This window comes from Cryobacterium sp. M96 (assembly GCF_002929845.1).
Classification (GTDB): Bacteria; Actinomycetota; Actinomycetes; order Actinomycetales; family Microbacteriaceae; genus Cryobacterium; species Cryobacterium sandaracinum.
In genome coordinates this window covers 1-18,403 of sequence record NZ_PJJS01000047.1, presented here as the reverse complement: position 1 = coordinate 18,403, position 18,403 = coordinate 1, and the positions used below count along the sequence as shown (strand labels likewise).

Below are 18,403 nucleotides of genomic sequence, written 5' to 3'. Positions count from 1 at the left end.
GCCTCTCGGAAGCTGGTTGGCATCCCCGTTTGAGCGGCAAAGTCAAGCCCCTTGAGGCCGTCGTTTCCACCCTGTGTACTGAGCTATTAAAAAATACTCGGAGGCAGTGATGGCCGACAATGGCACACGAAAAACGATCCCCACCCCACCCGCGAGAAATATCGGGATCAACGAACTCTCCCCCACGGAATGGCGCATCAGCGACCGGATGATCGCGGACGGCGATCCGGCCGCCTTGGTCGGCTTCATCCAGCGCGTGGACGACGCCTTCGAAGTGACGGATTTCGGCCGCCCCCGGGAGCGAGCGTACTTCTCATCCTTTGACCGCGCCACGGCCAGTCTCGCCCTCCGTCCGGCACCCAGCGGAACGGCACTGCGATGAGCACGGCCACGCAAGAGACCCAGCCCCCGGAGCACTCAAGCTCCCGACCGCCACCGGCCGCGAATCAGCCCCCGACCCCGGCGTCAGCGTCAGCGTCAGCGAATTTCACCTCCGCTCCGTCGACCGCTCCCTCCCGCTACAGCACATCGACGGATGCCTTCGGCGACTACCTGCGCCGCATCGGCAGGGGCCCCTGCTCACCGCCATCGATGAGGTGACCCTCGCGCAGCGCATCGAGGTCGGGCTGTTCGCCGTCGAAAAATTGTTCCACGGAGTCGACGACCCGTCCTTGGCCCGCGAGCTGGCCTGGATTGCCCATGACGGCCGCCGCGCGAAGAACCACTTCATCGAAGCGAATCTGCGCCTGGTGGACAGCATCGCCAAGCACTACTCCGGACGCGGAATGCCCATCATGGGCCTCGTGCGGGACGGCAACATCGGCCTCGTCCGCGCCGTCGAAAAATATGACTTCATGACCGGCTACAAATGCTCCACTCACGCCACCCGCTGGATCCGCCAAGCCGTCCACCGCGGCATGGCCCAGCCCGAGGAGCACGCCGTGCTCACCATGCGGGCTTCGGACATCGTTTTCTACATGAATGCCCTGCCGCCGCGGGAGCGGTCGATCCTGATGTCCCGGTTCGGTCTCGACGGGGGCGCGCCCCAAACGCTGGACCAGATCGCCGTCGTTCAGGGCGTGACCCGGGAGCGGGTGCGCCAGATCGAGAAGCGCGCACTGGCCCTGCTGAAGGTCCTCCGACTCGAGCGGTACCTGCGGGACTGAACCTCGGCCGTCCCCCCTGAACGGAGCGTAGCGGTGCTGGCGACTTCACGCTATTCTCACTTAGAACTTTGTTATCGGGGGATATATGGGCAAGCTCACGTACAACTCGTCTCTGACAGCAGATTTCGACGACCGGGTCCTCGCCCATATCCAGGTCGTCATCGGGGCGAAGTTGCGACGCGGCGAGTGTTTCTATTTCACGTGGCGAGACGACCCCCAGGGCGGCGACGGCCGCAGCACGATCTGGCTGCATCCCGCGATACCCCTGGCCTATAAGTATTTCGGCGGGCGCTCCCCCAGCCTCAACCGCGAATGGATCGAAGCCCTCATGCTTTCGGCCAATTCCTCCGGGGGCCTCCAGCTCGTGCCGGAACCACATTGACCCGCGACAGTACTGGTGAAGGACGAAGCGTGATCCGAGTCGATATTGTCTACGGCGGCGCGGAGTACTCGTTAGGCGGCCGGTCATTGGAGTCCATCCAGACCGAGGTTGAGACCGCGTTCCTGGCCGGGAAGCCCTACTGGCTGCGGGTGAACAGTGGCGGCGGGCGCTTTGAAGACGCCTACCTGCTGATCGCGCCGGGCATCCCCTTCGCAATTCTCAACGTCAAGCCGCACAACGGCCCGGACATCGATCTCGAGGTGGACGCGGCGTTCAACCAGGACGTGCTCTGACCTGACCGGCGTTCCCCGGGAGAGTCCCCGGCTGGCACACTGGGAACATGCTGCCACCACTTGCTGAGTTGCTCAGAACTGCCCGCGTCGTCGCCCTGCCCCTGGCGACGCGGTTTCGCGGACTCGACACCCGCGAGGCCCTGCTCGTGGAGGGACCGGAAGGCTGGGCGGAATTCTCCCCGTTCGCCGAATACGACGACGCGGAGGCTGCCACCTGGCTGCGGGCCGCCCTCGATTTCGGTTGGCAGGCCACGCCGCCCCTGCTTCGGGGACGCATCCCCGTGAACGCGACGGTGCCGGCGGTCACCGCCGACGAGGTCGCCGGCGTGCTCGCCCGGTTCCCCGGCTGCCGCACCGCCAAGGTGAAGGTCGCCGACCCCGGTCAGACCCTCGCCGACGACGTGGCACGCGTGCGCATGGTTCGCCGTGTGCTCGGGCCGGAGGGGCGCATCCGTGTCGACGCGAACGGTCTGTGGAACGTCGATGAGGCGGAGCACGCCATCCACGCCCTCAACGAGTTCGACCTCGAATACGTGGAGCAGCCCTGCGCCACCATCAAGGAACTCGCCGAGATCCGCCGCCGCACCGGCTACCTCGACGTCGGCGTCGCCGCCGACGAAAGCGTACGCCGCGCCAAGGACCCGCTGCTGGTGGCCCGCACGGGTTCGGCCGACATCCTCGTGATCAAGGCCGCGCCGCTCGGCGGAATCCGCGCCGCCCTGGCGCTGATCAACCAGACCGGGCTGCCCGCCGTGGTCTCAAGCGCCCTCGACACCTCGGTCGGCATCTCGATGGGCGCCCACCTGGCCGCCGCGATTCCGGAACTCAACTTCGACTGCGGACTCGGCACGGCGTCGCTCCTTGCCGCGGATGTCACCACCGACCCGCTGCTGCCGGTCGACGGCGGCATCCCGGTGCGTCGGGTGACCCCCGACCCGCAGCTGCTGGAGCGTTACGCAGCCGCGGACGATCGGCGTGACTGGTGGCTGGCCCGCCTGACCCGCTGCTACGCGCTACTCGCCGACTGAACCAATTCGACGGAGATTCTGCGCAAGAAGAGGGTTTTCGGCCTGTTTGGCGGCGATCCGGCCGAAATCTCCGTCGAATTCGTTAGGAGCGAGGACCCCTGGTCTAGAGGCCGGAGTAGGAGTGCAGGCCCTTGAAGAAGACGTTGACGATGCCGAAGTTGAACATGACGGCGGCGAAGCCGATGATCGACAACCAGGCGGACCGTGATCCGCGCCAGCCACGGGTCGCGCGGGCGTGGATGTAGCCCGCGTAGAGGGTCCAGATGATGAACGTCCAGACCTCCTTGGTATCCCAGCCCCAGTAGCGGCCCCAGGCCTGTTCGGCCCAGATCGAGCCGGCCATGAGGGTGAAGGTCCACAGGATGAAGCCGATGATGGTGACCCGATAGGCCAGGTTCTCCAGCGTGGCCGCCGACGGCAGGGTGGCCAGGAACCGCAGCCGACCGCTCTTCGCGGACGCGAGGAGCGACTCACGCCGGAACTGGAGGAGTTGCACGGTCGAGAGGGCGAAACCGAGTGCGAAGAAGCCCGTGCCCAGCGAGGCGACGAAGACGTGAATGACCAACCAAGCCGACTGCAGGGCCGGCGGCAGGGGCGCGACCTCGACGTAGAAGCGCAGCGCCGCGATGCCGAGAAGCACCAGCACCATGCCGGTGACGAAGGTGCCGAGGAAGCGCAGGTCGGCGCGGGTCAGCACAATCAGGAACACCGAGACGATCAGCAGGGTGCCCGTCATCGCGAACTCGTACATGTTCGCCCACGGGACGCGCTCGGCGGCCACGCCGCGGAGCACCGCCGACACCAGGTGGATCAGCCACGCCAGCACGGTGAGCGAGACGCCCACCCGCAGGCTGGCCGAGCGGCCGTAGGGGGTGACCGCGTCGTTCGCGATGCGAGCGCTGATGCGGGTGAGGGTGGTGGTTCCGCCCGCCGCGCCGGCCGCTTCCGCGCGCGCTGATGCGGCCCGGCGCACCTGTGCGTCTGCCGCCGTGGCGGAGGTGACCGCCGCGGAGCGCTTGGCCAGGTCGAAGGAAAAGGCGATGAACGCGAGGGCGTAGACCGCCATGGCCGAGTAGAGGCTCAGAATGGAGAGCTCGTTGAGATTCACGATGACAGCCTATTTCTGTTCGGATGCCGGGGTGGCCGATTGGGAGGATAACAGCAGGTCCGTGTGCCGATCGGCGAGGTCGCTGACGGCGGATTCCAGGGTCGGGTCCTCGCCCCGGGCTAGACCCGCGTATTCGAGGCGCAGCGAGCCGTCCTGCTCCGGCACGGCCTTCACCCAGACCCGCCGACGTGGCACGAACAGTGACGTCAGCAGGCCGAGCAGGGCCAGAACGGCGAAGGACAGCACCCAGAGCTGGGTGGGGTCGTGGTGGATGTCGAACGAGGCAAACCGCAGCACCGAACCAGAGAAGTCCCCGTTCTGCGCCCCCGGGTTGGCGTCGTCGAAAGTGACGGACCCGAGGCCGTTCGGCAGTTCCCGGGTTTCCCCCGGCTTCAACTCGATCGACTCCACGCCGGTCTTGCCCCCGGTGAGCTGGGTCATCTTGTCGATGTCGAGCGAGTAGACCGACGTCGGCACGCCCGCGTCGAGCCCCAGGTCTCCCGAGTAGACGTTGAGGGTCAGCAGCGGGTATTCGAGGTCAGGGAAGGAGGAGAAGAAGGCCCCCGAATCCGCGGTGGCCTGGGTCGGGTAGAAGAAGCCGATCATGCCGAGTTGCTCGGCGAGCCCGTCGGGAACCTTGATCACGCCGAGGGAGGTGAGGTTGGCATCCTGCGGCAGGAACGGCACAGAGTCGGTGAAGACGACCACCCCGTTCGGGTCCTTTACGGTGAGGGTGGGGGCGTAGCCGTTGCCGAGCAGGTAGACGTCGGTGCCGCCGGTGCGGGCCGGCCCGTTCACCTTCACCTGGCTGGCCTCTGCGGCCTCACCCCGCGGGGTGATGGTGACCTCTGCTGTGAAGTCGATCGGCTGGCCGTAGGCCTTGAGGTTCTCCTCCTCGTAGGTGACGTCGAAGTTGTCGAGGGTGAGTTTATAGGGCGTGAGGCTGGTGTCGTTGAAGAACCGGCCGGGGTTGAACGAGTCGTAGGCCAGCAGGGTGTTCACGAAGGTCTGCCCTTCGACCAGTACACGTTGGCCGCTGAACCCGAAGCCGCCACCGAAACCGACGGTGATCAGGATGCCGACCAGGGCGAAGTGGAAGACCAGGTTGCCGGTTTCACGCAGGTAGCCGCGTTCGGCCGAGACCGAGGTCTCCCCGCGATTCTCGAAGACGGCCGCCCGGTAGCCGCTGGTCTTCAGAAGCCTGCGGGCGGACTCGACGGCGGCCTGGGCATCCGTGCCGACCGGAGCGATGCGCGCCGTGAAGCCGGCCAGCCGGGACAGGCGGGCGGGGGTGCGCGGCGGCTTGGCCCGCAGCGCGAGGTAGTGGTGCTTGGTGCGCGGGATGACGCACCCGATCAGCGAGATGAACAGCAGCAGGTAGATGGCCGAGAACCACGCCGACGAGTAGACGTCGAACGCCTGAACCGTGTCGAGCAGCGGCGCGAGGTCGGGGTTGTCGGCGAAGTACTGGGTAACCCCGTTCGGGTCGGAGCTGCGCTGGGGTACCAGAGATCCCGGCACGGCGGCGATCGCGAGAAGCAGCAGAAGGAACAGCGCGGTGCGCATGTTCGTCAGCTGGCGCCAGAACCAGCGCAGCCAGCCTGCGAAGCCGAGGTGCGGTTGCACGATTCCCGCGGAGGCCGGGGCGTCGTAATGGTCAGATGGCCGGGACATAACTTCCGATCGTTCCTTGCAGGTCGAGGAGCCAGGCGTTCCACACGCCACTGACCATGAGCACGCCGATGAGAACGAGGAGGAGACCGCCAAACAGGTTGATAGCCCTGACGTGCCGTTTCAGGAAGGAAACGGCTCCGGTCGCCCAGCTGAGGCCGAGCGCGATGAGAAGGAACGGGATGCCCAGCCCGAGCGCGTAGAACAGGGCCAGCAGTCCCCCCTGCCAGGGAGAGCCCGTGGTCAGGCTGAGAGAGTTGATGGCCGTGAGCGTGGGGCCGGTGCAGGGGGTCCAGCCCACGGCGAAGACCGCGCCGAGCAGAGGGGCGCCGGCCAGGCCCATCCCCGGTCTCCAGGTCGCCTTCACGCTGCGCTGCGCGAAACCGAACTGGCCGACGAACACCAGGCCGAGCAGGATTACCACGACGCCGGCGATGCGGGTGATCGCATCTCGATACTGGTTCAGCCAGAATCCGGCAACCCCGAAAATGACACCGGTGAGCACGAAGACGAGGGTGAAGCCGAGGATGAACAACAGGACCCCGAGCAGCAGACGGTTGCGGCCCCGGCGGTCGCCGCGCGCGGGGGCCGAGCTGCCGTCGGTGAAGCCGCCGATGTAGGCCAGGTAGCCGGGCACGAGCGGGAGGATGCAGGGAGAGGCGAACGAGACGAGCCCGGCCAGCACGGCGATGGGAATGGCCAGGTAGAGCTGGCCGCTGAAGACGATCTCGCCGAAGGGGTTGTCCACGCCTACGAATCCTCGGCGATCGCGTCGCGCACGAGAGTTTCGAGGATGGAGGGCTCCGAGATCGCACCGAGGATGCGGGCCGCGACCCGGCCTGACCGGTCGAGCACCAGCGTGGTGGGAACGGCGTTGGGCGGGATGCTGCCGCTGAACGCGAGCTGCATGCTCCCGTTGTCGACGTCCATCACCGACGGGTAGGTGATGCCGAAGCTCTCGTTGAACGCGGTCGCGTTCGCGGCCTGGTCCCGCACGTTGACGCCGACCCAGTGGGCGTCCGTGCCGGCGAATTCCTCGTTGAGTTTTTGCAGGGCCGGGGCTTCCGCCCGGCAGGGCGCGCAGCTGGCGTACCAGAAGTTGACCACGACGACCTCGCCGGCGTAGTCCTCGCTGGAGAGCGGGTCGCCGTTTTCGTCTGCGCCGCTCCAGGAGATGGGATCGCCGCGCTCGGCGGCCGGGATCTCGGTCCAGCTGCCGTCACCGGCGATGAAGCCCTTACTGCTGCCCTCGCGGTACTGTTCGGCGAGCGGGTCGGCGGAGCAGCCGGTCAGCAGTAGCGCCACGGCAACCAGAGCGGTGACGGCGGCGCGGGGACGGAGATTCATACGGCTCCTACGTCCGAGGCGCCGACCTGCAGCGACAGGGCAGGGTTGGAGTAGCCGGTCTCGTCGGGGAAGCCGCCGGGCCAGGACAGGGTTGTGATGCTCGACAGGTCGCAGCGGCGTTTGCGCGGGTCGTGCGGCAAACGCTGCCGGGCCAGGGCGCGGTGCACCATCCAGATCGGAAGCTGGTGGCTGACGAGCACGACGTCGCCCTCGTCGACCGAGTTGCGGGCATCCTCGATCGCGGCGAGCATGCGCTTCGCGATCGAGTCGAACGGTTCGCCCCAGCTGGGACGCAGCGGGTTGATGAGCGCGTGCCAGCTGCGGGGATCGCGCAAGGCCCCGCCCGTGCCCCGCATCCGTTTGCCCTCGAAGAAATTGGTCGGCTCGATGATGCGCGGGTCGATGTCGACCGGAAGGGTGAAGGCAGCCGCGATCGGAGCGGCCGACTCCTGCGCACGCTGCAGCGGTGAGGAGATGATGCGGGCGACGGGGCGCCCGCGCTCCACCAGATCGGCGGCAGCCGCCTCGGCCATCTGAGCCCCCAGATCGGAGAGGCGGAATCCGGGCAGGCGTCCGTACAGAACGCGCTCGGGATTGAAAACCTCACCGTGCCGCACGAGATGTACCTGTCTGGCTACCACGTTCCCAGTCTACGGAGGGGGCACCCGCGAATACGCCGAGAGCCGTGCGGCTAAACTTGACCGGTGACTGAGCGCATAGTGATCAAGAACCTGGCCGCCCTCGACAACGGACCCGTGACGGTGTCCGGGTGGGTCGACACCGTCCGAGACCAGAAGAAGGTGCAGTTCGTCGTGCTGCGCGACGAATCCGGCGCGGTGCAGCTCGTGAACCCGCGCACCACGGATGCCGACGGCATTGTCGTCGCCGACGAACCGGCCACCACCATCTCCACCCTGTCGCAGGGCAGCTTCGTCACCGTCACCGGTGAGCTCAAGCACGACGAGCGCGTCAAGCTCGGCGGCATCGAAATCAAGCTCGCGACCCTCGAGGTCGTCACGGTCGCCATCCCCGAGACCCCGATCGCGGCCGACTCCAATCTGGACAAGCGCCTCGACTGGCGCTTCCTCGATCTGCGCCAGCCCAAGCAGAACCTGATCTTCCGCCTCCAGACCACCTTCGAGCACGCACTGCGCACGTACTGGATCGACAATGACTTCATTGAGCTGCACACCCCGAAGCTGATGGCCAGCGCGAGCGAGTCCCGCGCCGAGCTGTTCGAGGTGGAGTACTTCGACACCAAGGCCTACCTCGCGCAGAGCCCGCAGTTCTTCAAGCAGATGGCCCAGGCCGCCGGCTTCGGCAAAATCTTCGAGGTCGGACCGGCGTTCCGCGCCGACCCGTCGTTCACCAGCCGTCACTCCACCGAGTTCACCAGCGTCGACTCCGAGATCAGCTGGATCGACAGCCACGAAGACGTCATGCAGCTGCACGAAGAGCTGCTTGTCGCCGGATTCACGGCCGTCAAGGAGAAGCACGGCGACGAGGTCCTGGCCCTCTTCGGGGTCGAGGTCACCGTGCCCAGTACACCGTTCCCGCGCATCCCGCTGGCCGAGGCCAAGGAGATCGTCAAGACCCGCGGCTACGAGGTCCCGCGCGATGACGACGACATGGACCCCGAAGGCGAACGCCGGATCGCCGCCTACGTGCTCGAGACCTTCGGCCACGAGTTCGTCTTCCTCACCGACTACGCCTCAAGCATCCGGCCGTTCTACCACATGCGCCACGAGGGCGACGCGAGCATCACCAAGAGCTATGACCTGATCTTCAACGGCACCGAGATCTCCACTGGAGCGCAGCGCGAGCACCGCATCGACATTTTGGTCGAGCAGGCCAAGGAGAAGGGCATCGACCCCGAGGAGATCGAGGGCTACCTCGACTTCTTCCGCTACGGCGTTCCGTCGCACGGCGGGTTCGGCATGGGCCTCGCCCGGGTACTCATGCTGATGCTGCACCAGGCCAGCATCCGCGAGGTCACCTACCTGTTCCGCGGCCCGACGCGCCTCGAGCCGTAGCCGAACGGGCCGTAGCCGAACGGTCAGACGGCGACATCGACGGCCATCCTCGACGATACGACGGAACGGATGAAGGTTCCCGCCGCCTGGTGGGCGGGGTGCACCTGGTAGCGGTTGACGGCGTCCAGGTCGTCAAAGTCGGCGATCAGCACGACGTCCCAGTTGGAGCCGCCGGCGACGTCGAAACCCACCTGCAGCGAGCGGATCTCGTCGACGACGCCCACGAGCCCTTCCAGGCGGACCGCGATCCCGGCCGCGGCGGCGGCCTTCTGGACCGGGTCGGCCGGGGCTAGTTGCCAGGAGACGATGTGCCGGATCATTGCACGGCCAGAAGCGCCGTGCGCAGCCGCAGTGGATCGATGCGCCAGTAATTGTGCACCTTGCCGTTGAGCAGGAGCACCGGGATGTCCTCGACGTACAGGGCGTGCAGCTCGGCGTCGTCGAGAATCGAGCGCTCTTCGAGCACGATGTCGGGGGCGGACGGGTCGTCGGCGAGTTTGGTCACGACGCTGCCGACCAGATCCCGGGCGTCATCGCAGAGATGACAGCCGGGCTTGCCGACCAGGGTGAGGAGTGCAGTAGCCATTGCTCCAGCCTATGCTGGCTCGCCGACGCAACACGCAACTAGACTTGACCGCACACATGTCCGAAGACACCATCGCCCCCGCAATCGCGTTCTTCGACGTGGACAACACCCTCCTGCGCGGCGCCAGCCTGTACCACCTCGGTGTGGGTGCCTGGCGGCGACGACTGGTCACCGGCCGGGACCTGCTCTCCTTCGCCTGGAAACAGGCCCGATTCCTCTACGTCGGCGAAAACAGGATGCACCTCGCGAGCATCCGGGAGCGCGCGCTGGAAGTGGTCGTGGGCTACAGCCGGGACGAACTCGTCGCGCTCAGCACGGAGATCTTCGACGCCCGCCTCTTGCGGCGGCTCTGGCCGGAAACGGTCGCCGTCGCCCGTGCGCACCTCAAGGCCGGGCGCGAGGTCTGGCTCGTCTCCGCGACCGCCCAGGAGGTGGCCGACGTCATCGCCGAACGGCTGGGCCTCACTGGCGCGCTCGGTACCAGGCTCGAGGCCGTCGACGGAATTTTCACCGGCCGCCTCACCGAGGGTGTCTGCCACGGTGTCAGCAAGGCCGTCGCCGCCAACGCCCAGGCAGAGCGCAGCGGCGTCGACCTGGCCGTCTGCTGGGCCTACTCCGACTCCCACAACGACATTCCGTTGCTGGACCTGGTCGGCAATCCGGTGGTCGTGAATCCGGATGCCACGCTCCGCCGCTATGCCGCAGCCCGCCACTGGCCGGTGATGATCCTCAAACGCGGCAGCATCACGGCCGCCACCCGGGCAAGCAAAAAGCGCTAGACCCCAGGGGCCTAGCGCTTACGCCGGTAGCTATTTCAAACGGTCCAGAACCGTCTACTTCTTATTGCGACGCTGGTGGCGAGTCTTACGAAGCAGCTTGCGGTGCTTCTTCTTCGCCATACGCTTGCGTCGCTTCTTGATTACAGAACCCACACGGACCTCACAAAAGAATTGGTTTCGCCGCGGGATTCGCGACAGACACGGTAGATATCAGTCTACCGGAAAAACAACACTCTCCGACGCGGTGTGCGCATTCGGGCGCTCAAGCGCCGCCGACTAGTCGATTCTCCGCCATTTTCGGGGCTTCGCATCTTTGACCGCATGCGCCATTTGGTATGATGTCTCCGCAAAGGCCTTTCCGATGGCCGCGGCGAATGCCCGCTGTTCCACCTTCAAGCCCTCGGTCTCCTCGGTCGGCTCCTCGGCGGTGGCATCGAAGTCGACGCTGAGGAAGGGAATCAGCCAGTCTTCGATTTCCTCGAGCGGCGCGTAGTCAAGATGGTAATACCGGTGCTGACCGGCTTCTCTCACGCCCACCAGGCCCGCTTCGCGCAGCACCTTCAGGTGCTTCGAGATGGTTGGCTGGCTCAGGCCGAGCTTGTCGACGATGTCAGACACGCTCAGCTCTCCGCCGGCCGTGTTCGATTGGTTGTATCGCTCGAGGAGAATGCGTAGAATTTCGCGTCGGGTCGAATCCGCCACCACGCCGAAGATGTCTGCCATGCCTCAAGGCTACTCATTCCCGGTGGGGGATACCATGTCGACGGCCGTTCGTCGCGAGCAAGTCGGAGGTTTCAGTGCAGACACGGATGGCGGACTCCGCCTTCGCACCGCGTCCCACCAGTTGGTACGCCTGGTTGCGAGACTCAGTGGACGGTCTGGTCCGCAGCTCGCCGTCCCGATTCGCCATCCTCGTTTTCACCGCGCTGGTCCTGGTGTTCACCCTCCTATTCTCCCTGCCCATCGCCACGGCAGACCGCATCGTCACCCCGCTGCACGACGCCCTCTTCACCGCGGTGTCGGTGATCTGCGTGACCGGCCTAGCGACGGTGGACATGGCCACGCACTGGTCGGCCTTCGGCAATGTCCTGGTGGTGGTCGGTGTCAATATCGGCGGGGTCGGCGTGCTGACCCTCGCCTCCCTGATGGGAATGGTCATTTCCCGGCGCCTGGGCCTGCGCGCCCGGCTGATGGCCGCCAGTGACACAAACCCCTCCCGCATCCATGCCGGACCGGTCAATGAAGGACAGGCCGTTCGCCTGGGCGAGGTCGGCAACCTGCTCGTGACGGTCGCGATCAGCGCCTTCGTAATCGAGCTGGTCGTGGCTATCCTGCTCTTTCCGCGTATCCTCGCGGTCGGGACACCTGTCGGCGAGGCGCTCTGGCAGAGCGTGTACTACGCGGCCATGGCGTTCACCAACAGCGGCTTCTCCCCCAACGTCGGAGCTTTGGCCCCGTTCGCCAGCGACTACTGGTTCCTCAGCGCCTTGATGGTGGGCGCCTTCCTCGGCAGCCTGGGTTTCCCGGTGATCTACGCCCTCGTCCGGGGCTGGCATAGCCCCAGACGCTGGTCGCTGCACGTGAAACTGACCCTCTTCACGACCGTGGTGCTGCTCGTGGCCGGCGTTGCCGTGTACATCGCGCTCGAGTTCGACAACCCGAAGACGTTCGGGTCGCTGAACGTGGGCGACACGATCTTCCAGTCGCTCTTCCTGTCGATGATGACCCGGTCCGGCGGCTTCGCGACCATCGACATCAGCGACCTGCAGGGGGCGAGCCTGCTCGCCACGGACATGCTGATGTTCATCGGCGGCGGCTCCGCGTCGACCGCCGGCGGCATCAAGGTGACGACCCTTGCCATCCTCTTCCTCGCCGCCTTCGCCGAGGCCAGCGGACGAAGCCAGATGGAAGCGTTCGGCCGCCGGATCCCCAGCGACATCCTGAGGCTCGCGGTCAGCGTGGTGCTGTGGGGCGCCACGACGGTTGCCGTGTCCAGCATCCTGATCCTGCAGATCTCCAACGCGCCGTTCGACCAGGTGCTCTTCGATGTGATCTCCGCGTTCGCCACCTGCGGCCTGTCGACGGGCCTGACCGGCGAACTGCCTCCGGCCGGAGTGTATGTGCTGGCGGCAACCATGTTCATGGGCAGGATTGGTACAGTGACCCTCGCGGCTGCCCTCGCCGCGAGCCAGAGCAGGCAGTTGTTCTCCCGTCCGGAAGAGAGACCCATCGTTGGCTGACCGCTTCAAACACGACGCACCGGTGCTCGTGATCGGCCTCGGCCGGTTCGGCGCGGCCACCGCGGGGCAACTCGACCGGCTCGGACGGGATGTGCTCGCCGTCGACGACAGCGCGGTCCTCGTGCAGAAGTGGTCCGAACGCGTCACGCACGCGGTGCAGGCCGACGCCACCTCCCTGGAAGCGCTTCGCCAGATCGGCGCGCAGCAATTCTCGATCGCCGTCTGCGCCGTCGGCTCGTCCGTCGAGGCCAGTGTGCTGATCGCGGCGAATCTGGTCGACCTCGGGATCCCGCAAATCTGGGCGAAAGCGATCTCCAAGTCGCACGGCACGATCCTCGAGCGCATCGGGGTGAACCACGTCGTCTTCCCGGAGGCACAGGCAGGCGAACGCCTGGCGCACCTCGTCTCCGGACGCCTGCTCGACTTCATCGAATTCGACGACGACTTCGCCCTGGTCAAGATGATCCCGCCCAAGTCGATCCGGGGCCTGAACCTGACCGAATCCGGGCTGCGCCGCAAGTACAACGTCACCGTGGTCGGCGTGAAGAGCCCCGACCGCCCCTTCACCTACGCCACCGAGAAGACGGTCATCACCGACCAGGACCTGATCATCGTCTCCGGCACCGAGTCCGACATCGAGCGGTTCGCGTCGCTGGAGTTCTAGGGGCCTGGAGTTCTCATGGCCTGGAGTTCTAGTGGCCGGCGAGTTCGCGGGCCCGGGCGAGTGCGGCATCCGTCGCCCGGTCGAACAGGTCCTTGATCCCGCCCTTTTCCAGCTCCCACACGGCACGCTCGGTGGTGCCGCTCGGGCTTGTGACCTGGCGGCGCAGTTCCGTCGGGGACAGGTCGGATGCCACCAGCAGGCTCGTCGCACCGAGGAAGGTGCCGTTCACCATGACCGCGGCCTCCTCCGGGGTGAAACCCTTGGCGATCGCCGTGGCGGTGAGCTGCTCGATCAGGTAGAAAACGTAGGCCGGACCTGACCCGGAGATGGTGCTGAGGGCATCGAGCTTCTCCTCCGGCACGACCAGGACGTCGCCGACGGTGCCGAAGAGGGACCTCGCGAGCTCGAGATCGGTGTCGCTGGACCGCGTGCCGGCGCTCAGCCCGGTGACGGCCTTGCCGACGAGGGCCGGCGTGTTCGGCATCGAGCGGATGACCGACACGGATTCGGGCAGCGACGCCTCGAACGTGGCGATGGTGACGCCGGCGGCGACACTGATGACGAGCGTGCCCGGTTCGAGACTGTCGGCGATCTCGGCCAGCAGGTCGAGGACCATGACGGGCTTCACGGCGACGATCACGATGCGCGCGCCGGCAACGGCCTTGCGGTTGGCCGTGGGCTCGTCGGCGGTGGCCCAGGCGGTGACGCCGGGGATTCCTGCGAGTTCGTCGGCCTTCGCCGTGGAGCGGTTGGTTGCCCGGATGCCGCCCAGAACGGTCACATTCGGGTTCAGCAGCCCGGTCAGAACGGCCCTCGCCATCGATCCGGCGCCGAGGAACGCGATGGCGGGCAGTGTGGTGGTTGCAGTCGAAGTCATCCGACGAGTCTACTTTCGCCCCCTGTGCCGGGTCCGTCTGGTGTGCATTCTAGGATTGCCCCATGAGCACTTCTGGCGGGAACAAAGCAATCGTGGCGGCACTCCTCGCCAATCTGGGGATCGCGATCACGAAATTCGTAGCCTGGGCATTCTCCGGTTCCTCCTCGATGCTCGCCGAGGGCGTGCACTCCCTGGCCGACTCCGGAAATCAGGTGCTTCTGCTCATCGGCGGTCGCAAGGCCAAGCAGGAAGCCGACAAGGAGTATCCGTTCGGCTACGGCCGGGAACGCTACGTCTACGCGTTCGTGGTGTCGATCATCCTGTTCTCCGTCGGCGGCGTCTTCTCCCTTTACGAGGGTGTGCGGAAGCTGCAGGACCCGCACCCGCTCGACGTGCCGTGGCTGCCCATCGTGGTGCTGCTGGTCGCCATGGGCCTCAAGTCCTTCTCACTTCGCACCGCCATCCAGGAATCGAACCTCGTGCGCGGCAACCAAAGCTGGGTGCAGTTCGTGCGGCACGCGAAGGCGCCCGACTTGCCCGTCGTGCTGCTCGAAGACATCGCCGCTCTCGCCGGCCTGGTCTTCGCCTTCCTCGCCGTCGGCCTCACCATCATCACCGGCGAGCCCGTCTGGGACGCCATCGGCACCCTGTTCATCGGCGTACTGCTCGTCCTGGTCGCCGTGGTCCTCGGCGTAGAGACCAAGAGCCTCCTCGTCGGCGAAGGCGCCGGTAAAACGGATGCCGCGGCCATCGAGCGTGCCATCCTGGCCGGTCCGGAGACGCGCAAGATCATCCACCTCAAGACCCTTTACCTCGGCCCGGACGAACTGCTCGTCGCCGCCAAGATCGCCTTCGAGGCCGACAGCCATTTCTCCCATGTGGCAGCGGGCATCAACACCGTCGAAACCCGCATCCGCGAGGCCGTGCCGGCGGCCCGCGTCATCTACCTCGAGCCGGACCTGTTCTTCGACCCCAACCGCCGCACGCCGCCCACCGACACCATCGTCATCAAAGGCAGCGAGTGACCCGCACCGCGGTCGTCCTGCGCCACGATGACACGATCCACCTCGGCAACCTCGAACCGGTGCTGCGGGAGCACGGTTACTCCATTCGCTACGTCGACACGCTCAAGGAGGATGTGCGCGCCCTCGACCCGCGGGAAGCCGACCTGCTGGTCGTTCTCGGCGGCGAGATGGGGGTCTACGAGGCCGACGAGTTCCCCGCGCTGCACGCCGAGATCGACCTGCTCACGCAGCGGCTCGGCGCCTCTCTGCCCGTCTTCGGCGTGTGCCTGGGTGCGCAGCTGATGGCGAACGCCCTGGGCTCCCGCGTCTACCGCGGGCCGACGAACGAGATCGGCTACCGTTCCGTGGAGCCCACGAAGGCCGGGGCGACCTCCCCGCTGCGGCACGTCAGCGGCGTACCCGTCTTCCAGTGGCACAGCGACACGTTCGACCTGCCCGACGGGGTGACACGGCTCGCCGGGTCCCCCCAGTACGGCAATGAGGCCTTCGGGATCGGAGACTGGGCGCTGGCCGTGCAGTTCCACCCGGAGGTCACCGAGGAGATGCACGAGGTGTGGCTGGCGGCCTCGGAGGCGGAGGTGGCCGCCGAGGGCTTCGACGTGGGCGACCTGCGCCGCGAACGCGAACGTTACTCCAGCGGTATGCAGAACGCTTCCAGGTCCATGTTCAGCGAATGGCTCGACGGTCTGGGTCCGCGAAGAACGCCCTGAGCAGTTCCCCGCATTCGTCAGCGTCGACCTCGGCGTAGACCTCAGCGCGGTGATTGAGCCGGCGGTCACGCAGCACGTCGTAGACCGATCCGGAGGCGCCGGCCTTCTCGTCCCACGCGCCGAAAACCACGACCGGCACCCGTGCGGCCAGGATCGCGCCCGCGCACATCACGCAGGGCTCCAACGTCACCACCAGGGTGCAGCCGGTCAGGTGCCAGTCCCCCAGGGACGCGGCAGCGTGACGGATGGCGACGATCTCGGCGTGGCCGGTGGGATCCTGCAGCGCTTCGCGCTCGTTGCGTCCGCGGCCGATCACACGGCCGGACGGGTCCAGCACCACCGCACCGACGGGCACATCCCCCGTTTCGAGGGCAGCGCGGGCCTCGCAGAGCGCGAGCCGCATCCATTCGCTGTGCCGGCGATCGACCTCGCCCATCTACGTTCCCCTCCCCGACTAGTAGATTGAGCCTATGCGAGTCCACGTAGCCGACCACCCCCTGATCACCCACAAACTCACGGTACTCCGAGACAAGAACACGCCGTCGCCGATCTTCCGGTCACTTGTCGAAGAGCTGATGACCCTCCTCGCTTATGAGGGGACCCGCGGCGTGCGAGTCGAAGACGTGACCGTGCAGACCCCGGTCTCCGAGGCCCGCGGCGTGCAGATCAGCGACCCCAAGCCGCTCGTCGTGCCGATCCTCCGCGCCGGTCTGGGCATGCTCGAGGGCATGGTCAAACTGCTACCGACGGCAGAGGTCGGCTTCCTCGGCATGGCCCGCAACGAGGAGACCCTTCAGCCCGCCACCTACGCGGAGCGCCTGCCCGACGACCTCTCCGACCGCCAGTGCTTCGTGCTCGACCCGATGCTGGCCACGGGCGGTTCGCTGATCGCAGCCATCCAGTTCCTCTTCGACCGCGGCGCCGTCGATGTCACGGCCATCTGCATCCTCGCCGCGCCTGAGGGGCTCGCCGCGGTCGAGAAGGCCCTCGAGGGCCGCGAAGTGACCATCGTTCTCGGTGCCGTCGACGACAAGCTTGACGAGCACGGATACATCGTTCCCGGCCTCGGTGACGCCGGCGACCGCCTCTACGGTTTGGTCTAGCTCTAGCGAGCACCAATTCCGTCGGGCGGCGGACACCGCAGGTCCTGCGACATGCCGGGCGCCAGTACCCGGCATATTCAAGAATCTTTGATGAAATCAAATTTCATCATGGAAACTTTCATGCTTTCGCGATCCGCGGTGGATTCTCCGATCCACCGCGGAGCCACCGAACGTGATGCGTGTCACACGGCGTCATCCTTGGTTGCAGAATTGACACACGCCGTAACAGTGGGCTTTACTCGCAACTATGACAACGAGCGCACGCCCCCAGACCTCCTTCGAGGCCCCCGGGACTGCCGGCATGGTGATGCCCGGCAGCTGCTGTGCGTGTTGCCGAATGTCCCGCTAAGCAGCGAACACCTCGCCGAGTTCCCGCCCCGCTGACTTCACGCGGCCGGCTGGTTGAACTCCGGAGCCCCTCTCGCTCCCTCCAGGCCTCACCGGCCGCACTTTTTCGAACCCGGAACAGCTCCTCAGCGTCGGGTTCACCTGCAGTACCCCAGCCAAGGATTACTCTCATGTCGCTTGCCCACATTGACACCGCCCGCTCGGCCCAGGCCGCACGCCTCGAACGCCAGGCCGTTCCGACGCCCGCCGCACCCCGCATCCGCGCCGTGCCCGAGGGCACTCAGGCCCGCGGCTTCGTTTTCTACGTCGGCATCGACGAGGCAACGGCCGCCGCGGCCGGGACCAGCCTCAGCCGCATCGTCGAGGCGCTCAAAGCCCTCACCGGAACCATCGCGCCGACCGCGGAGACTCATGCCGCCGTCGCACTGGCGCCCGCCGGAGCCGGTGGACGCGACGTCGACGTCGTGCGCCTCGCCCTGCAGGACCCGACTGCGCTGGCCCGGCACCGCACTGTGACAGACGACCCCGACCGCGCACTCGGCGGCGTCGTGGTGGACATCTCCCGTAAGCGAGTCATCCTCGACGGCGAGACCGCGGCGCTCACCTACAAGGAATTCGAGCTGCTGCAGTACCTGGTGCTCCGCGAAGGCCGCACCATCGAGCGTGCCGAACTGATCGCCAAGCTGTGGAACGCCTCCGACGAGGAAGACGCGCCGAATGAGCGCACCATCGACGTGCACGTGCGTCGCCTGCGCGCCAAGCTCGGTCGCTACGAAGACATCGTGCGCACCGTGCGCGGGGTCGGCTACCGCTTCGACCGGCACGCCGACGTGTCGATCCGCCAATCGAGCACGCCGAGCCCGGACGTCTTCTAGCTTCCCGCTGTGTGAGTCCCGCCGCCGTGGGCGATGAGGGTTCGCCGATTGGGGTTTTTGGGGCCTTACAGCGACTCTCCTCGAACGAATTCGACGGAGATTCTGGCTCTCCTGCTGCTTCCGTGGGTTAATCCCGGCCGGGGAGCACTGGTTTGTGGCCGCCGAGGC

Annotated in this window: 24 protein-coding genes; 13 read left to right on the top strand and 11 right to left on the bottom strand. The window is 66.5% G+C overall.

Annotated elements, in window-relative coordinates:
- The first annotated feature begins 109 nt into the window (after window positions 1-109).
- The 5 genes from CXY79_RS08455 to CXY79_RS08435 all read left to right on the top strand — a co-directional run bounded on the left by CXY79_RS08455 (window position 110) and on the right by CXY79_RS08435 (window position 2,869).
- Window positions 110-382: a hypothetical protein gene (locus CXY79_RS08455; protein WP_104100697.1), complete on the top strand. Its 273-nt coding sequence runs from the start codon at window positions 110-112 to the stop codon at window positions 380-382.
- A gap of 214 nt (window positions 383-596) precedes the next feature.
- The gene (locus tag CXY79_RS08450) at window positions 597-1,166 is read left to right on the top strand and encodes a sigma factor-like helix-turn-helix DNA-binding protein (protein ID WP_158250253.1); all 570 of its coding nucleotides are present in this window, start codon (window positions 597-599) and stop codon (window positions 1,164-1,166) included.
- A gap of 85 nt (window positions 1,167-1,251) precedes the next feature.
- Window positions 1,252-1,548 carry an ATP-dependent DNA ligase gene (locus CXY79_RS08445; protein ID WP_104100695.1) on the top strand — a complete coding sequence of 99 codons (297 nt, stop codon included), beginning with the start codon at window positions 1,252-1,254 and terminating at the stop codon, window positions 1,546-1,548.
- A 29-nt stretch (window positions 1,549-1,577) separates the two neighbouring features.
- The gene (locus tag CXY79_RS08440) at window positions 1,578-1,841 is read left to right on the top strand and encodes a hypothetical protein (protein ID WP_104100694.1); all 264 of its coding nucleotides are present in this window, start codon (window positions 1,578-1,580) and stop codon (window positions 1,839-1,841) included.
- A gap of 47 nt (window positions 1,842-1,888) precedes the next feature.
- Window positions 1,889-2,869 (top strand): o-succinylbenzoate synthase, encoded by a 981-nt coding sequence (locus CXY79_RS08435; protein ID WP_104100693.1) that lies wholly within the window; start codon window positions 1,889-1,891, stop codon window positions 2,867-2,869.
- A gap of 103 nt (window positions 2,870-2,972) precedes the next feature.
- On the opposite strand, the gene ccsB is transcribed toward CXY79_RS08435, so the two are convergent.
- The 5 genes from ccsB to CXY79_RS08410 are packed head-to-tail and all read right to left on the bottom strand — an operon-like array spanning window position 2,973 to window position 7,636.
- The gene (ccsB, locus tag CXY79_RS08430) at window positions 2,973-3,935 is read right to left on the bottom strand and encodes a c-type cytochrome biogenesis protein CcsB (RefSeq protein ID WP_104100780.1); all 963 of its coding nucleotides are present in this window, start codon (window positions 3,933-3,935) and stop codon (window positions 2,973-2,975) included.
- Window positions 3,936-3,986: 51 nt separating this feature from the next.
- Complete coding sequence (locus tag CXY79_RS08425; RefSeq protein ID WP_104100692.1) at window positions 3,987-5,651, bottom strand: cytochrome c biogenesis protein ResB; 1,665 nt, start codon at window positions 5,649-5,651, stop codon at window positions 3,987-3,989.
- The gene (locus tag CXY79_RS08420) at window positions 5,635-6,396 is read right to left on the bottom strand and encodes a cytochrome c biogenesis CcdA family protein (RefSeq protein WP_104100691.1); all 762 of its coding nucleotides are present in this window, start codon (window positions 6,394-6,396) and stop codon (window positions 5,635-5,637) included. Before CXY79_RS08420 ends, CXY79_RS08425 begins: the two co-directional genes overlap by 17 nt.
- 2 nt (window positions 6,397-6,398) lie before the next feature.
- On the bottom strand, window positions 6,399-6,995 hold the full coding sequence (locus CXY79_RS08415) for a TlpA disulfide reductase family protein (RefSeq protein ID WP_104100690.1): 597 nt from the start codon (window positions 6,993-6,995) through the stop codon (window positions 6,399-6,401).
- Window positions 6,992-7,636, bottom strand: coding sequence for a histidine phosphatase family protein (locus CXY79_RS08410; protein ID WP_104100689.1), 645 nt, complete (start codon window positions 7,634-7,636; stop codon window positions 6,992-6,994). Before CXY79_RS08410 ends, CXY79_RS08415 begins: the two co-directional genes overlap by 4 nt.
- Before the next feature lie 78 nt (window positions 7,637-7,714).
- On the opposite strand from CXY79_RS08410, the gene aspS reads away from it, so the two are divergent.
- Window positions 7,715-9,028 carry an aspartate--tRNA(Asn) ligase gene (aspS, locus tag CXY79_RS08405; protein WP_104100688.1) on the top strand — a complete coding sequence of 438 codons (1,314 nt, stop codon included), beginning with the start codon at window positions 7,715-7,717 and terminating at the stop codon, window positions 9,026-9,028.
- A gap of 23 nt (window positions 9,029-9,051) precedes the next feature.
- On the opposite strand, the gene CXY79_RS08400 is transcribed toward aspS, so the two are convergent.
- Both CXY79_RS08400 and CXY79_RS08395 read right to left on the bottom strand, forming a co-directional pair.
- Window positions 9,052-9,348 (bottom strand): Dabb family protein, encoded by a 297-nt coding sequence (locus CXY79_RS08400; RefSeq protein WP_104100687.1) that lies wholly within the window; start codon window positions 9,346-9,348, stop codon window positions 9,052-9,054.
- A complete protein-coding gene (locus CXY79_RS08395) occupies window positions 9,345-9,614 on the bottom strand; it encodes a glutaredoxin family protein (RefSeq protein ID WP_104100686.1) in 270 nt (89 codons plus the stop codon). Before CXY79_RS08395 ends, CXY79_RS08400 begins: the two co-directional genes overlap by 4 nt.
- A 56-nt stretch (window positions 9,615-9,670) precedes the next feature.
- Between CXY79_RS08395 and CXY79_RS08390 the strand changes: the two genes are divergently transcribed.
- The gene (locus CXY79_RS08390) at window positions 9,671-10,393 is read left to right on the top strand and encodes an HAD family phosphatase (protein WP_158250252.1); all 723 of its coding nucleotides are present in this window, start codon (window positions 9,671-9,673) and stop codon (window positions 10,391-10,393) included.
- Window positions 10,394-10,447: 54 nt separating this feature from the next.
- Here CXY79_RS08390 and CXY79_RS08385 read toward each other — a convergent pair whose 3' ends face one another.
- Together CXY79_RS08385 and CXY79_RS08380 are read right to left on the bottom strand one after the other, a co-directional pair.
- Window positions 10,448-10,546 (bottom strand): 30S ribosomal protein bS22, encoded by a 99-nt coding sequence (locus CXY79_RS08385; protein ID WP_003792170.1) that lies wholly within the window; start codon window positions 10,544-10,546, stop codon window positions 10,448-10,450.
- A gap of 123 nt (window positions 10,547-10,669) precedes the next feature.
- A complete protein-coding gene (locus CXY79_RS08380; protein ID WP_104100684.1) occupies window positions 10,670-11,116 on the bottom strand; it encodes a helix-turn-helix transcriptional regulator in 447 nt (148 codons plus the stop codon).
- 86 nt (window positions 11,117-11,202) lie between these two features.
- Here CXY79_RS08380 and CXY79_RS08375 point away from each other — a divergent pair, with 86 nt between their 5' ends.
- The gene (locus CXY79_RS08375; protein WP_104100683.1) at window positions 11,203-12,633 is read left to right on the top strand and encodes a TrkH family potassium uptake protein; all 1,431 of its coding nucleotides are present in this window, start codon (window positions 11,203-11,205) and stop codon (window positions 12,631-12,633) included.
- The gene (locus CXY79_RS08370; RefSeq protein ID WP_104100682.1) at window positions 12,626-13,297 is read left to right on the top strand and encodes a TrkA family potassium uptake protein; all 672 of its coding nucleotides are present in this window, start codon (window positions 12,626-12,628) and stop codon (window positions 13,295-13,297) included. The genes CXY79_RS08375 and CXY79_RS08370 overlap by 8 nt, the downstream gene beginning before the upstream one ends.
- Window positions 13,298-13,325: 28 nt before the next feature.
- Here CXY79_RS08370 and proC read toward each other — a convergent pair whose 3' ends face one another.
- Window positions 13,326-14,174 carry a pyrroline-5-carboxylate reductase gene (proC, locus tag CXY79_RS08365; RefSeq protein ID WP_104100681.1) on the bottom strand — a complete coding sequence of 283 codons (849 nt, stop codon included), beginning with the start codon at window positions 14,172-14,174 and terminating at the stop codon, window positions 13,326-13,328.
- Window positions 14,175-14,236: 62 nt separating this feature from the next.
- Here proC and CXY79_RS08360 point away from each other — a divergent pair, with 62 nt between their 5' ends.
- Window positions 14,237-15,199, top strand: a complete 963-nt coding sequence (locus CXY79_RS08360) for a cation diffusion facilitator family transporter (RefSeq protein WP_104100680.1) — start codon at window positions 14,237-14,239, stop codon at window positions 15,197-15,199.
- The gene (locus CXY79_RS08355) at window positions 15,196-15,909 is read left to right on the top strand and encodes a glutamine amidotransferase (protein ID WP_104100679.1); all 714 of its coding nucleotides are present in this window, start codon (window positions 15,196-15,198) and stop codon (window positions 15,907-15,909) included. Before CXY79_RS08360 ends, CXY79_RS08355 begins: the two co-directional genes overlap by 4 nt.
- Here CXY79_RS08355 and tadA read toward each other — a convergent pair.
- Window positions 15,866-16,345, bottom strand: coding sequence for a tRNA adenosine(34) deaminase TadA (gene tadA / locus CXY79_RS08350; RefSeq protein ID WP_104100678.1), 480 nt, complete (start codon window positions 16,343-16,345; stop codon window positions 15,866-15,868). The two genes, CXY79_RS08355 and tadA, sit on opposite strands and share 44 nt — an antisense overlap.
- Window positions 16,346-16,379: 34 nt before the next feature.
- Between tadA and upp the strand changes: the two genes are divergently transcribed.
- Window positions 16,380-17,012, top strand: a complete 633-nt coding sequence (gene upp / locus CXY79_RS08345) for a uracil phosphoribosyltransferase (protein ID WP_104100677.1) — start codon at window positions 16,380-16,382, stop codon at window positions 17,010-17,012.
- 518 nt (window positions 17,013-17,530) lie between these two features.
- A complete protein-coding gene (locus CXY79_RS08340; RefSeq protein WP_104100676.1) occupies window positions 17,531-18,235 on the top strand; it encodes a winged helix-turn-helix domain-containing protein in 705 nt (234 codons plus the stop codon).
- Window positions 18,236-18,403 lie beyond the last annotated feature (168 nt).

Bases quoted from the DNA above. Each gene is read 5' to 3' on its own strand.
- tadA (WP_104100678.1), bottom strand. From the start codon at position 16,345: ATGGGCGAGGTCGATCGCCGGCACAGCGAATGGATGCGGCTCGCGCTC.
- CXY79_RS08375 (WP_104100683.1), top strand. From the start codon at position 11,203: ATGGCGGACTCCGCCTTCGCACCGCGTCCCACCAGTTGGTACGCCTGG.
- upp (WP_104100677.1), top strand. From the start codon at position 16,380: ATGCGAGTCCACGTAGCCGACCACCCCCTGATCACCCACAAACTCACG.
- CXY79_RS08340 (WP_104100676.1), top strand. From the start codon at position 17,531: ATGTCGCTTGCCCACATTGACACCGCCCGCTCGGCCCAGGCCGCACGC.
- CXY79_RS08435 (WP_104100693.1), top strand. From the start codon at position 1,889: ATGCTGCCACCACTTGCTGAGTTGCTCAGAACTGCCCGCGTCGTCGCC.
- CXY79_RS08455 (WP_104100697.1), top strand. From the start codon at position 110: ATGGCCGACAATGGCACACGAAAAACGATCCCCACCCCACCCGCGAGA.
- CXY79_RS08445 (WP_104100695.1), top strand. From the start codon at position 1,252: ATGGGCAAGCTCACGTACAACTCGTCTCTGACAGCAGATTTCGACGAC.
- CXY79_RS08425 (WP_104100692.1), bottom strand. From the start codon at position 5,651: ATGTCCCGGCCATCTGACCATTACGACGCCCCGGCCTCCGCGGGAATC.
- CXY79_RS08360 (WP_104100680.1), top strand. From the start codon at position 14,237: ATGAGCACTTCTGGCGGGAACAAAGCAATCGTGGCGGCACTCCTCGCC.
- CXY79_RS08380 (WP_104100684.1), bottom strand. From the start codon at position 11,116: ATGGCAGACATCTTCGGCGTGGTGGCGGATTCGACCCGACGCGAAATT.
- CXY79_RS08395 (WP_104100686.1), bottom strand. From the start codon at position 9,614: ATGGCTACTGCACTCCTCACCCTGGTCGGCAAGCCCGGCTGTCATCTC.
- ccsB (WP_104100780.1), bottom strand. From the start codon at position 3,935: ATGGCGGTCTACGCCCTCGCGTTCATCGCCTTTTCCTTCGACCTGGCC.
- CXY79_RS08390 (WP_158250252.1), top strand. From the start codon at position 9,671: ATGTCCGAAGACACCATCGCCCCCGCAATCGCGTTCTTCGACGTGGAC.
- CXY79_RS08415 (WP_104100690.1), bottom strand. From the start codon at position 6,995: ATGAATCTCCGTCCCCGCGCCGCCGTCACCGCTCTGGTTGCCGTGGCG.
- CXY79_RS08400 (WP_104100687.1), bottom strand. From the start codon at position 9,348: ATGATCCGGCACATCGTCTCCTGGCAACTAGCCCCGGCCGACCCGGTC.
- proC (WP_104100681.1), bottom strand. From the start codon at position 14,174: ATGACTTCGACTGCAACCACCACACTGCCCGCCATCGCGTTCCTCGGC.